The 12756-nt window shown below is 72.7% G+C and carries 11 protein-coding genes; 5 read left to right on the top strand and 6 right to left on the bottom strand.

Annotation, left to right across the window (positions count from 1 at the left end; translation table 11 throughout):
- Positions 1 to 11: 11 nt before the first annotated feature.
- From DV701_RS10150 to DV701_RS10130, 5 genes are all read right to left on the bottom strand, one after another.
- Positions 12 to 905, bottom strand: a complete 894-nt coding sequence (locus tag DV701_RS10150) for a 2,3,4,5-tetrahydropyridine-2,6-dicarboxylate N-succinyltransferase (protein WP_228254970.1) — start codon at positions 903 to 905, stop codon at positions 12 to 14.
- Positions 902 to 1906 (bottom strand): 4-hydroxy-tetrahydrodipicolinate synthase, encoded by a 1005-nt coding sequence (gene dapA, locus DV701_RS10145; RefSeq protein WP_114928196.1) that lies wholly within the window; start codon positions 1904 to 1906, stop codon positions 902 to 904. The genes DV701_RS10150 and dapA overlap by 4 nt, the downstream gene beginning before the upstream one ends.
- A gap of 27 nt (positions 1907 to 1933) precedes the next feature.
- A complete protein-coding gene (locus tag DV701_RS10140; RefSeq protein ID WP_114928195.1) occupies positions 1934 to 2674 on the bottom strand; it encodes a 4-hydroxy-tetrahydrodipicolinate reductase in 741 nt (246 codons plus the stop codon).
- 213 nt (positions 2675 to 2887) lie between these two features.
- The gene (locus DV701_RS10135; protein WP_228255350.1) at positions 2888 to 3550 is read right to left on the bottom strand and encodes a response regulator transcription factor; all 663 of its coding nucleotides are present in this window, start codon (positions 3548 to 3550) and stop codon (positions 2888 to 2890) included.
- Positions 3550 to 4827, bottom strand: coding sequence for a sensor histidine kinase (locus DV701_RS10130; RefSeq protein WP_114928193.1), 1278 nt, complete (start codon positions 4825 to 4827; stop codon positions 3550 to 3552). The genes DV701_RS10135 and DV701_RS10130 overlap by 1 nt, the downstream gene beginning before the upstream one ends.
- Positions 4828 to 5251: 424 nt before the next feature.
- Here DV701_RS10130 and DV701_RS10125 point away from each other — a divergent pair, with 424 nt between their 5' ends.
- Positions 5252 to 5995: an esterase family protein gene (locus DV701_RS10125; protein WP_114928192.1), complete on the top strand. Its 744-nt coding sequence runs from the start codon at positions 5252 to 5254 to the stop codon at positions 5993 to 5995.
- 156 nt (positions 5996 to 6151) lie between these two features.
- On the top strand, positions 6152 to 6256 hold the full coding sequence (locus tag DV701_RS18785; RefSeq protein WP_228254969.1) for a type II toxin-antitoxin system PemK/MazF family toxin: 105 nt from the start codon (positions 6152 to 6154) through the stop codon (positions 6254 to 6256).
- Between the two features lie 382 nt (positions 6257 to 6638).
- Here the strand turns inward: DV701_RS18785 and DV701_RS10115 are convergent, their stop codons facing one another.
- Positions 6639 to 7235 carry a TetR/AcrR family transcriptional regulator gene (locus tag DV701_RS10115; RefSeq protein ID WP_162802954.1) on the bottom strand — a complete coding sequence of 199 codons (597 nt, stop codon included), beginning with the start codon at positions 7233 to 7235 and terminating at the stop codon, positions 6639 to 6641.
- Between the two features lie 162 nt (positions 7236 to 7397).
- Here DV701_RS10115 and DV701_RS10110 point away from each other — a divergent pair, with 162 nt between their 5' ends.
- From DV701_RS10110 to betT, 3 genes are read left to right on the top strand one after another with little or no spacing between them, the layout of a single operon-like run.
- On the top strand, positions 7398 to 8891 hold the full coding sequence (locus DV701_RS10110; protein WP_114928190.1) for an aldehyde dehydrogenase family protein: 1494 nt from the start codon (positions 7398 to 7400) through the stop codon (positions 8889 to 8891).
- 53 nt (positions 8892 to 8944) lie between these two features.
- Complete coding sequence (gene betA / locus DV701_RS10105; RefSeq protein ID WP_114928189.1) at positions 8945 to 10699, top strand: choline dehydrogenase; 1755 nt, start codon at positions 8945 to 8947, stop codon at positions 10697 to 10699.
- Entirely contained in the window at positions 10696 to 12741 is a 2046-nt protein-coding gene (gene betT, locus DV701_RS10100; RefSeq protein ID WP_114928188.1) for a choline BCCT transporter BetT, read from the top strand. The genes betA and betT overlap by 4 nt, the downstream gene beginning before the upstream one ends.
- The last annotated feature ends 15 nt before the right edge of the window (positions 12742 to 12756 follow it).

Genomic DNA, 12756 nt, shown 5'->3' with positions numbered 1-12756 from the left:
CGTCACCGTGCTCACCGGAGCGCGTCCTCGAGGACCGTGGCGGCGTCGGTCGACGCGTCGCGGTACTTGACGACCACCGGTGCGTAGAGCGAGAGACCCAGCACGTCGGCGTAGTCGCCGCGCGCCGGACGCGAGCCCGGCACGACGACGGCGCCCTCGGGCACCTCGCCGCGGTGCTCGCGCTGCTCGACCAGGTCGTAGACCGTGGTGCCGGAGGTCAGCACGACGCCCGGCGCCAGCACGGCGCCGCGGCGCACGACCGCGCCCTCGTAGAGGCCGCACTGCGCGCCGACGAAGACGTCGTCCTCGACGACGACCGGGGTGGCGCCGACCGGCTCGAGCACACCGCCGAGCTGCACCGCGGTCGAGAGGTGGACGCGCTCGCCGACCTGCGCGCAGGAGCCGACGAGCACGTGGCTGTCGACCATCGACCCCGGGCCGACGTGAGCGCCGACGTTGACGTAGCTCGGCGGCATCACGACCACGCCGGCCGCCAGGTGGGCGCCGCGACGGACCGACGTGCCGCCCGGGACGAGGCGGACGCCGTCGCCCAGGCCGATCCGCCGGGCGGGCACGAGGGAGCGGTCGACCGCACCGCCGGGCCAGTCCAGCTCGACGGTCTCGCCGTGCCGGAACGCGGCGAGGATGCCCCGCTTGACCCACGCGTGAGCCTGCCAGGTGCCCTCCTCGTCGCGGGTGGCGGCGCGGACGCTGCCGTCCTCGAGGGCGCGGAGCAGCTCCTCGACGCGCGCGAGCAGCTCGGCACGGTCGGTGCCGGCGCTCGGGCCGGTGCTGCCCGCCGGTCCGTCCTCGGCGAAGAAGCGGGCGAGCGCGCCGTGCCGGCCGTCGCTCGGGGTCCCGGTCGAGCTGTCGGTCATCGTGCCCGGCGTCCCTGCCGCGCTCACGACGCGGCCCCCACGAGGCGCCCGGCGATCCGGGCGGTGCGGCGGTGGGCCTGCAGCCCGGCGAGGGCCCGCTGGACGCGGGTCCAGGTGGCCGGCTCGGCCGGGACGAGCGGCAGCCGCACGGACGCGGTGCCCAGGCCGAGGCAGGCCAGGCCGGCCTTCACCGGCACCGGGTTGGTCTCGACGAACATCGCCTCCATCAGCGGCGCGAGCAGCGCGGCCCGCTCCCGCGCGGTGCACAGGTCATCGGCCAGGGCGGCGTGCACGAGCTCGGCGGTCTCGACCGGCGCGAGGTTGGCGGCGACGGAGACCAGGCCCCGCGCCCCGACCGCGATCGCGGGCAGCGCCAGGTCGTCGTCGCCGGCCAGGACCGACCTCCCGGCGGGAGCCTCCTGGCACAGGCGGGTCATCTGCCGCAGGTCGCCGGAGGACTCCTTGAGCGCGACGACCTGCTCGATCTGCCACAGGGCGCGCATCGCCTCGGGCGTCAGGTTCGAGCCGGTGCGGCCCGGGACGTTGTAGGCGACGATCGGCGTGCCCGGCACGGCCTGCGCGACCGCCCGGAAGTGCGCGACGACCCCGGCGACCTGCGGCTTGTTGTAGTAGGGCGTCACGACGAGCAGCCCGTCGGCGCCGGCGGCGACCGCCTGCGCGGCGAGGTCGCAGGCCCGCCCGGTCTCGTTGTGGCCGGTGCCGACCACGACACGGACCCGCGGGTCGTGGGCACGCGCCGCCTGCACCGCCTGGCGCACGAGCGCGTGCCGCTCCACGTCGTCGACGGTGGCGGCCTCGCCGGTGGAGCCGAGGACGACCAGGTGGTCGACGCCGTGCCTCTCGGCCAGCACGTGCTCCACGAGCCGTCCGAACGCGGCATGGTCCACCAGCGGCTTTCGCCCGTCCCCGTCCGCGCCGGCACCGGTCAGGAAGGGCGTCGCCAGGGCGACGCTCAGGCCGGTGAAGGGGGATCCGCCGGTAGTGTGCGGGGCCGCGGTGGTGGACATGTCGGGCTCTCTTCTTCTCGGTGGCGCTCAGGCGGGTGCCGGGGCGCCGATGGGTGCGCCGTGCTCGCAGGAGGAGGCGAGCAGGGCGTGCAGGTGGTCCTCGGCGAGGTCGTCGAGGGTGTGGACGCCCGGGCGGGGGCGCCGGAGCAGCCAGCGCGCGGCGGTGAGCGCGCCGGCGGCGAACAGGTCACGTCCGTGCGCGCTGTGGCGCAGCGTGATGGTCTCCAGCTGCGAGGCGGCCACGACCTCGTGGTCGCCGACGACCGAGCCGACCCGCAGGCTGGTGGTCTGCACCGAGCCGACGGGACGGCCGGCGCCCTCGGCCAGCGCCTCGCGCAGCGTCAGCGCGGTGCCGCTGGGGGCATCGACCTTGTGCCGGTGGTGGGTGTCGGTGACCGCGAGGTCGACCGGGACGGGGGAGCGCGCGGCATACCCGCCGAGGACGAGGGCCAGCCGCCGCACCAGGGCGACGCCGACGGAGAAGTTGGGCGCGACCAGCACCTGCGCCTCGGGGGCGAGGTCGTCCAGGAGCGTGAGGTCCCAGCCGGTCGTGCCGACCACGACCGGGGTGCCGGTCCGCTGCGCCCACGCCAGGTGCCCCGGGACGGCGGCCGCCGCGCTGACGTCGATCGCGACGTCCACCCGCGCGTCCGGGACCGGCCCGCGACCGACCGACCAGCGGACCTCGAGGTCATCCTGGGCGGCCGCGGCGTGGCGGATCGCCGAGCCGAGGCGCCCGGTCCCGAGGAGGCCGATCAGGGTGGTCATGCGCTCCAGTATGGGGTGCTACGAGCGCTCTCTTTGACGGCATCACCGCAGGTCAGAAAGGGTTTACGGTGGGAGCGGGCCTCCGCCGGACGATCTCCTGCCAGCGAGCGTCGAAGCGCTGCGCGGGGCGGCCAGACCGGCGAAAAGTCGGTACGCCCCGTCCAGGCTCGTCTGCCCTGCGGGTGGTGCCCGGACGGGGTCCGGCCGCCCGGCTCAGGGCCGGACCAGCCCCGAGCGGTAGGCCAGCGCGACCAGCTGGGCCCGGTCGTGGGAGCCGGTCTTCATCAGCAGCCGTGAGATGTGCGTCTTGACCGTCGACTCCGAGACGAACAGCCGCGCGGCCAGCTCGCTGTTGGTCGGGGCGGTGCCCATGTGGCGCAGCACCTCGATCTCGCGGGGGGAGAGGTTCTCCAGGGTGGGCCGGCCGGAGGCGTCGACCGGGGCGCTCGCGCGCAGGGTGTCCACCACCTTGGGCGCGACGCTGGCGTCGATCCAGGCACCGCCCGCGCCGACCGCCCGGATCGCCTCGGCCAGCACGGCCGGCGCCGCGTGCTTGAGCATGTAGCCCGACGCCCCCGCCCGCAGCGCCCCGTAGAGCGCCTCGTCGTGGTCGAAGGTGGTGATGACCAGCACCGCGGTGACGGCGTCGGGATCGTCCCGGTCGGCGGTGATCCGTCGGGTCGCCTCGATCCCGTCGATGCCGGGCATCCGCACGTCCATGACCACGACGTCGGGCCGGTCGCGCTGGACCATCGCGACGGCCTGCACGCCGTCCTCGGCCAGGCCGACCAGCGTGATGTCCGGCTCGGCGGAGAGCATCATCGCCAGGCCGTCGCGCACCTCCCGCTGGTCGTCGGCGACCACCACCCGCAGCATCATCCGCCCCCGCCGACCCGCGCGCCGTACGGGACCGGAGTGAGCGGGAGGACCGCGGTGGTCACGAACTCCTCGCCGACGATCCCGGACTCGAAGGTGCCGCCCATGAGCTCGACGCGCTCGCGCAGGCCGAGCAGGCCCGTGCCCGAGCTGTGCACGGTCTGCAGGGTGCCCTCGTGCCCGTCGCGGGTGCGCACCTGCAGCTGCAGCCGGTCGGGCAGCCAGGTGTGGAAGACCTCGACGACGCCGCCGCGGCCGGAGTGCTTCATCGCGTTGGCCAGCGCCTCCTGCACGACCCGGTAGGCCGCGAGCCCCACCGACGGGTCGAGCCGGACGACGTCCCCGGAGCTGCGCAGCTCGACGACGAGCCCGCTCTGCCGGGTCAGCTCGGCGAGCCGCTCGACGTCGGCCAGGCCGGGATGGGAGCTGGTCACGTCGCTTCGGTCCGGCTCCGCGTCGTCGCCGCGCAGCGCGCCGAGCAGCCGGTGCAGCTCGCGCATGCTCTGCGACCCGGTGTTCTCGATCGTGGACAGGGCCCGCTCGACGGTCTCCAGGCGGGGATCGTCCGGGGCGTCCAGCCGCGCCCCGTGGGTGATCGCCTTGGCGCCGGCGGCCTGCATCATCATGGCGCTCACCGAGTGGGCCAGTATGTCGTGCAGCTCGCGGGCGATCCGCCGCCGCTCCTGCAGGGCAGCCTCCTCGCCGTGCTCCTCGAGCCGGTCGCGCAGCCCCGCCGCGGTGACCCGCGCGAGGTGCTCGCGCCGGCCGAAGAGCCAGACCGCCCAGGTGACCGTCCCCACCAGGGCGATCGGGAAGAGGGTGCCGAGGTCGAGGCGGCCCATGCTGATCACGCTGGTGGTGAGGGTGGCGGCCAGGGCCAGCGCGAGGGCGACGCGCGCGGTCCGGCGGGTCGCCGCCAGGCTGGCCGCGGTGAAGGTGCACACGAGCGCTCCGGTGAGCGGCTGGGACCACTCGTGGGTGAAGGTCAGCAGGACCGAGAGCGCCCCGGTGTAGGCCAGCACCGCCAGGGGGAGGCGCCGGCGGAGGAGGAGGACGGCATACGCGAGAGCCATCAGGGCGACGAAGGTGCCCACCGAGGTGTGCCACACCCCGAACGCGGTGAAGTGGTGACCGTGCTCGAGGTCGGCCGCGGGCGGGACGGTCATCAGCGCGTCGAGCAGCAGCGCACCGAGGGTGAACAGCACGAAGGTCGCCCGGCGCAGCAGGGAGCGGCCCGGGACGGGATCGGCGTCGAGGGGTGCCGTGCGTGCCGTCATCGTCGTCGGTGCTCCTTCCCTGCCTGGCCCCGGTGGGTCATTGATAGCAGAGCGGCGGGTCGGCGCGGGTGCCGTCAGGGGTGCTCGTCCCTGTCGCCCCCTGCAGCGACAGGGACGAGCGTGCGGTGCAGTAGACGTGGTGGTACCCCTGCCGACCACGCACGTCGCGGCCCGGACGTGCGTGACGAGCATGCCTCGTCCGTGAGGACCCGGTCTGCTTCCGTCACCGTCCCGCACGTCCGTCACGGGCCTGGCTGCGGTGCACCACCATTGTGGTGGCGCGGAATGGTGGTGCACGTCATCCTGTGGACTGATTTGTTGCACGGATCCACGGGTGTCGACGGTCCTTCGCGGTGCCATGCGTGTGGCAGGCTTGGCCCACCGTCCCGCCGGTCGGCGGCGGACCCGGTGCGAGGAGGAGTCGATGGAGCGGGTGCAGGTCGAGCTCGACACCGAGGGCGTGGGTCGCGGGACGGTCATCCGCTACGGGCACTGGGGCCGCCCGCTGGTGGTCTTCCCCTCGGAGGCCGGGCGGGCCTGGGACTTTGAGAACAACGGCATGGTCGACGCGGTCGCCGACCTCGTCGAGGGCGGCCGGCTCAAGGTCTACGCGGTGGACTCCTTCGACCACCTCACCTGGTCGCAGAACTCACTGCCGACAGAGGAGCGGGCCCGTCGGCACGGCGTCTACGAGCGGTGGGTGATCGACACGGTCATGCCTCTGGTCGACCGGGACTCGCCCGGGCACGCCGGCGCCATCACCACCGGTGCCAGCATGGGCGCCTACCACGCCGTGAACCTCGGGCTGAAGCGCCCCGACCTCTTCCCGGTCGCGATCGGGCTGTCCGGCAGCTACGACCCGACGGCCTGGCACGGATGGGGCGACATCGGGCAGGCCACCTACTTCGCCAACCCCTGCGCCTACGTGCCCGGCATGTCCGGGGACCACCTGGGCTGGGTCCGCGCCAACGCCAACATCCTTCTCGTCGTCGGGCAGGGGGCGTTCGAGGTACACCCGACCAAGAGCCTGCCCGGCGCCCACCAGCTGGCCGACCTGCTCGCCCAGAAGCAGATCCCGCACGAGCTGGACGTCTGGGGCCACGACAGCGCCCACGACTGGCCGTGGTGGCGCAAGCAGCTGGCGCACCACCTGCCGCGGTTCTGCTGAGACCAGGACCGGCATGCGTCCGAGAGCCGTTGCCGCCGGTGCCCTGCGCGTGGCCAGGATTGAACGGGCGGACGTGGAGCAGGTCTTTCCGTTCCAGGTGCTGCTGCCCGCGGACGAGACAGGACTGCCCAGAGACTCCAAGCCCGAGCTGAGCAGGTGCGTTCGGTCGCCGTTGAGCGGGTCGGCTCTGCAGTAGGCCGAGTTCCGCCAGGCCTCATGGCAGCGGTCGACGAAGCGCTGCGCCTCCATCTGCGACTGTGACCGCGCGACGCGCGGCAGAAAAGTGCGATCCGTGCCGACGACACGCCGATCCGGAGCGGCCACAGCGTTTATGTGCACGCTGTGGCCGACGCCGTGCGGCGTGTCGCCGGGACGGATCTCGGAACGGCCGACTCTCGGCGGATCTCCGGTCTATCACGAGCCTCTCCGGCGTCGATCTCCCACATATCCCGGATGAGCGCGCACAGCTCGATCCGTCGGACCTGACCTCGGCGGTGCGTACCGTGCCGAAGCCGCTCGCCGGTGGCCCACGAGGGGCGGCCTGACGCACCCTCGTGGCTGGCTCCGACGCCCGGGCCGGCATCTCCCGCGCCTGCTCCACCCGACAAGGAGCGCGCAGAACCACCGTGTGACCGGTGCGCGGTCAGCGCGACGCCTGGCCCGCCGCGACCAGCTCGTCCACGAGGTCGCGCGCCGGACCGTCCGCCCGGGTCAGCGCCGCCTGCAGCAGCGAGCGCGCGGTAGCCTCGCCGTCGTCGATCGCGTGCAGGTAGGGCTCGCGCAGCATCATCGCCATCGTCCCGAGGTAGGCGATGACCAGCTCGTTCGTCAGCCGTGCGGAGGCGCGCGGCGCCAGGCCCAGCTCGTCGACGAGCGCCGCGGTCCGGGTGCGCAGCAGGCGGGTCTCGGCCTCGAGCACCGCCGTGAGCTCCTCGCTCTTGTCCTTGATCGCCGCCGTCGTTCCGCTGAACGCGCACCAGCGCTCCTCCAGCGAGGTGGTCTGGTAGGCGCGCAGCGCCGGCCACACCGAGAGCACGCGCTCGAGCTGGGTGCCCGCCTGCTCCATCGCCTCGTCCCAGTAGCGGGTCCAGACGGCCAGGCGCCGCTCGAGGGCGGCGGTGATGAGGCCGTCCTTGCTGCCGAAGTGCTTGTAGAGGCTGGGCGGCGAGGCCTCGGCCAGCTTCAGGATGTCGTCGACCGGGGTGGCGATGACTCCCTCGACGAAGAGCAGATGGTCCACGGCGTCGAGCAGGCGCTCCCGGACCGGAAGAGGGGGTTGTCTTTTCGCCGGCACACTGGAAGTATAACGTCCGTTACCCACCGTGTAACGACCGTTATATCCCCGTAATCGCCCGTGGTGCGCCTCACGGTCTCGCACCCGCGTGCTGGCAGGAGACGTGTTGTGCCGAGCCTGTTCATCGACGGCCGGTGGTGCGACGCCGCCTCCGGCCGGACGCGCGACATCATCTGCCCCGCCGACCGCTCCGTCGCCGCCACGGTCGCCGAGGGCGGTGCCGAGGACGCGCAGGCCGCCGTCGCCGCCGCCCGCCGCGCCTTCGACGAGGGACCCTGGCCGGCCACCCCCACCCCCGAGCGCGCGGCCGTGCTCACCCGGCTCGCGGACCTGCTCGAGGCCGAGCTGGAGGAGGTGTCCCGGCTGGAGTCCCTGGACACCGGCAAGCGGATGGTCGAGTCCCGGCTCGACATGCAGGACATCGTCGGCGTCTTCCGCCACTTCGCCGCGCTCGTGCAGAGCGAGGCAGGGCGCGTGGTGGACACCGGCCTGCCGGACGTCTCCGCCCGGGTCGTGCACGAGCCGGTCGGGGTCTGCGCCCTGATCACGCCGTGGAACTACCCGCTGCTGCAGACGGCGTGGAAGGTGGCGCCGGCCCTGGCCGCCGGCAACACCTTCGTGCTCAAGCCCAGCGAGCTCACCCCGCAGACCGCGATGTGGCTGCTCGGCGCGCTCGACCGGGTCGGGCTGCCCGCTGGGGTCGGCAACCTCGTGCTCGGCACCGGCGCCGATGTGGGCGCGATCCTCACGCAGCACCCCGACGTCGACCTGGTGTCCTTCACCGGCGGCCTGCACACCGGCCGGGCGATCATGGCCGCGGCCGCCGGCACCGTGAAGCGCGTCGCCCTCGAGCTCGGCGGCAAGAACCCCAACGTCGTCTTCGCCGACGCCGACCTGCCGGCCGCCATCGACAACGCCCTCACCGCGATCTTTCTGGACTCCGGGCAGGTGTGCTCGGCCGGCGCGCGGCTCCTCGTCGAGGAGAGCGTCCACGACGAGGTCGTCGACGAGCTGGTGCGCCGCGCCGGTCAGATCCGGCTCGGCGGCCCGTTCGACGAGGACGCCGAGACCGGCCCGCTGATCAGCGACGCGCACCGGGACAAGGTCGTCGCCCACGTCGAGGCCGCCCGGGCCGAGGGTGCCGTCGTCCGTTGCGGCGGCACCGTCCCGGAGGAGGGGGACCTGGCGCTCGGCTCCTACTACCCGCCGACCATCCTCGACGGCTGCGACCGCACGATGTCCTGCGTCCGGGACGAGTCGTTCGGGCCGGTCCTCACCGTCGAGACGTTCGCGGGAGCCACCCGGGACGAGGCGGAGGACGCCGCCGTCGCCCTGGGCAACGACACCATCTACGGGCTGGCCGGCGCCGTGTGGAGCCAGGACGCGGGCCGCGCCGAGCGGGTCGCCCGCCGGCTGCGCCACGGCACGATCTGGATCAACGACTACCACCCCTACGTGCCGCAGGCCGAGTGGGGCGGCATGAAGCAGTCCGGCGTCGGGCGCGAGCTCGGCGTCGCCGGCCTGCACGAGTACCTCGAGACCAAGCACATCTGGCACAACACCCGCCCGGCCCCCGCCGGGTGGTTCGCCGACCGCCCCTAGGCGGCGCACCCCATACCCCGAGCACGACCCCGATCAGAGCCCGAAGGAGAGCGATGAGGAAGCGGTACGACTACGTGATCGTGGGGGGTGGCTCGGCGGGTTCCGCGCTGGCCAACAGACTCTCCGCGGACGGCACCAGCACGGTGCTGGTCCTGGAGGCGGGGAGGTCGGACTTCGTCTTCGACCCGCTCATCCACATGCCCGGCGCGCTGATGTTCCCCTCGGGCAACCCGCTCTACGACTGGGCCTACGAGACCGAGCCCGAGCCGCACATGGGCGGGCGGCGCGTCGCCCACGCCCGCGGCAAGGTGCTCGGCGGCTCATCCTCGATCAACGGGATGATCTTCCAGCGCGGCAACCCCGGCGACTACGAGAAGTGGGCGACCAACGAGGGTATGGAGCACTGGGACTACGCGCACTGCCTGCCCTACTTCAAGCGTATGGAGACCACGCTCGCCGGCGCGGACGCCTGGCGCGGCGGGTCCGGCCCGCTCAAGCTCGAGCGCGGCCCGGCCAGCAGCCCGCTGTTCCAGGCGTTCTTCGAGGCGACCGAGCAGGCCGGCTACGCCCGCACCGACGACGTCAACGGCTACCGCCAGGAGGGGTTCGCGCCCTTCGACCGCAACGTCTACCGGGGCAGCCGGCTCTCGGCCTCGAGGGCCTACCTCTGGCCGGTCCGCGACCGGGACAACCTCGACATCGTCACCCTGGCGACGGTGACCGGGCTGCGCTGGCAGGGCGACCGCGTCACCGGGGTCGACATCGTGCGGCCGCGCAAGCGGCACAGCTCGGTGGAGGCCGGCGAGGTCATCCTCTGCGGCGGCGCCTTCAACTCCCCGCAGCTGCTCCAGCTCTCCGGCGTCGGCGACCCCGAGGTGCTGCGCGCCGCCGGGGTCACCCCGCGGGTCGAGCTGCCCGGCGTCGGCGAGAACCTGCAGGACCACCTGGAGGTCTACCTGCAGCACGTCAGCCTGCAGCCGGTCTCGATCGCGCCGTGGCTGAAGATGTGGAAGGCGCCCTACATCGGGGCGCAGTGGCTCTTCCTCAACAAGGGCGTCGGGGCCAGCAACCACTTCGAGGGCGGCGGGTTCATCCGCACCAACGACCAGGTGGCCTACCCCAACCTGATGTTCCACTTCCTGCCGATCGCGGTCCGCTACGACGGCACCGCCTCGGAGGGCAAGCACGGTTACCAGGTGCACGTCGGGCCGATGAACTCCGACGTCCTGGGCCACGTGCGGATCAAGGACGCCGACCCGTTCCACCACCCGGCGATCCAGTTCAACTACCTGTCCACCGAGAACGACCGGCGCGAGTGGGTCGAGGTGATCCGGGCGGCGCGGCACATCCTGTCCCAGCCCGCCTTCGCCGCCTTCGACGGCGGGGAGTCCTCCCCGGGGCCGTCGGTCGAGACCGACGAGCAGCTCGTCGACTGGGTGGCCAAGGACGCCGAGACCGCGCTGCACCCCTCCTGCTCGGCCAGGATGGGCGTGGACGACATGGCCGTGGTGGACCCCTCGACGATGAGGGTGCACGGCACCGAGGGGCTGCGCGTGGTGGACGCCTCGGTCTTTCCCTCGATCACCAACGGCAACATCTACGCCCCGGTGATGATGGTCGCCGAGAAGGCCGCCGACATCGTCGCCGGCAACACCCCGCTCGCCCCCGAGCACCCGCCGGTCTACCGGGCCGGGGCGGGTATGCCGCTCTATCCCGAGGGCGACGCCCGCAACACCGCGTGGAACGCACGGACCGACATACCCAGCGCCATGGCGGCGATGGCCGCCCCCGGAGAGGACGACCGATGAGCACGAACAGCGCACCAGGGCTCGACCTGGACCCACCACCGAGCCAGGCCACCACGAAGTGGACCGTCCTGGTCGTGTCCCTCGTCTTCATCCTCGTGGTGGCGGTGTGGGCGCTCGTCGCGCCCGAGCAGTCGGCCACGATCCTCGGCTCCGTCGTGGCCTGGGCCTCGAACTGGTTCGGCTGGTTCTACATCGCGCTGGCCACCGCGATCCTGCTGTTCGTCATCATCATCGGGGTCCGCTACAGGGACGTCCGGCTCGGCAAGGACGACGACCGGCCGGAGTACTCCCTGTTTTCCTGGTCGGCCATGCTCTTCGCCGCCGGCATCGGCACCGACCTGATGTTCTTCGCCGTCGCCGAGCCCGCCAGCCAGTACCTCTTCCCGCCGCAGGGCGATCCCGAGACCCTGGACGCGGCACGCGAGTCGACGGTGTGGGCGATCTTCCACTACGGGATCACCGGCTGGGGGATGTACGCCCTCATGGGGCTGGCGCTCGGCTTCTACGTCCACCGGCTCGGCCTGCCCCTGGCCATCCGCTCCACGTTGTACCCGCTCATCGGCAGGCGGATCAAGGGCCCGGTCGGCGACGCCGTCGACATCGCCACCGTGCTCGGGACCATCTTCGGCGTGGCCACCACCCTCGGCATCGGCGTGGTCATGCTCAACGTCGGGCTGGGGATCCTCTTCGGCACCCCGCAGGGCCTGCCCGCCCAGACCGTCCTGGTCATCCTGGCCGTCGGTGCCGCGACCGTGTCGGCGGTGACCGGCGTCGACCGCGGCATCCGGATCCTGTCCCAGCTCAACGTGCTGCTGGCGATCTTCCTCGCCGCGTGGGTGCTGGTGACCGGGCAGACCGCCTTCCTGCTGCGCGCCCTGGTGATGAACGTCGGCGACTTCGTCTCGATGTTCCCGGGGATGACCATGGACACGATGGCCTTCGACTACCCGGCCGACTGGATGAGCGGCTGGACGCTGTTCTTCTGGGCCTGGTGGATCGCCTGGGCGAGCTTCGTCGGCCTGTTCCTGGCCAGGATCTCCAAGGGCCGCACCATCGGCCAGTTCGTCCTGGGGACCCTGACCATCCCGTTCAGCTACATCGTCATGTGGATCAGCATCTTCGGCAACAGCGCCGTCCAGCAGATCCGCCAGGGCGACGCCGCCTTCGGCGAGACGGCGGTCAACGTCCCGGAGGAGGGCTTCTACGCGCTCCTGCAGCAGTACCCCGGCGCCTTCTTCCTGGTCGGCCTGTCCACCTTCGTGGGCCTGCTGTTCTACGTCACCTCGGCCGACTCCGGCGCGCTGGTGATGGCCAACCTGTCCTCGAACCTCCCGGGCGGCAACGTCGACGCGCACCCGGCGCTGCGCATCGTGTGGGCCGTGGCGACCGGCGTCCTGACCATCGGGATGCTGGTGGTGGACGGCATACCTGCCCTGCAGAGCGCGACGATCATCATGGGTCTGCCGTTCGCGTTCGTGATCATCGCGGTGATGATCGGGTTGCCGAAGGCCTTGGCCCAGGACCGGGCCCGAAGTCTGGCGGCGCCCACGCGGCGGATGCCGGAGCTGCCGGGCCGGCCCACCCCGGGCCTGTGGCGCAGACGCGTGGCCCGTGCGTTCGGCACCGTCACCGTCAAGCAGGCCAACAGCCACCTCGAGCAGGTCGTGCTGCCGGCGCTGGAGGCGGTGCGTGCCGAGCTGGCCGCGCAGGACGTGGACACCGAGATCGTGGTCGACGAGCTGCGACCCTCCGGCGCGGTCCGGCGCACGGCCGAGCTGGTGGTGCACCACGAGGGCGAGGACTTCCGCTACCCCGTCCGCGTGCGCCGGCAGCTGGCGCCCAGCTTCGGGGCCCGGGTGATCGAGGCCGGCGACGAGACGACCACCCTCGACGTCGACCTGCCCACCGGCGGCAGCTACGACATCATGGCCTACGACGAGGACCAGGTCTGCACCTCCGTGCTCGACCACTACGAACGCTGGGTAGCCGGCCGGGCGGACCTCGCTCCGCCACCGCAGCGGGTGGCCGACCCCGCCGGCTGACCGGTGAGCAGGTGA

It is taken from the genome of Ornithinimicrobium avium (genome assembly GCF_003351765.1).
GTDB lineage: Bacteria > Actinomycetota > Actinomycetes > Actinomycetales > Dermatophilaceae > Ornithinicoccus > Ornithinicoccus avius.
Note: the sequence above shows the minus strand (reverse complement) of the source record. Positions and strands in the feature narration are given on the sequence as shown.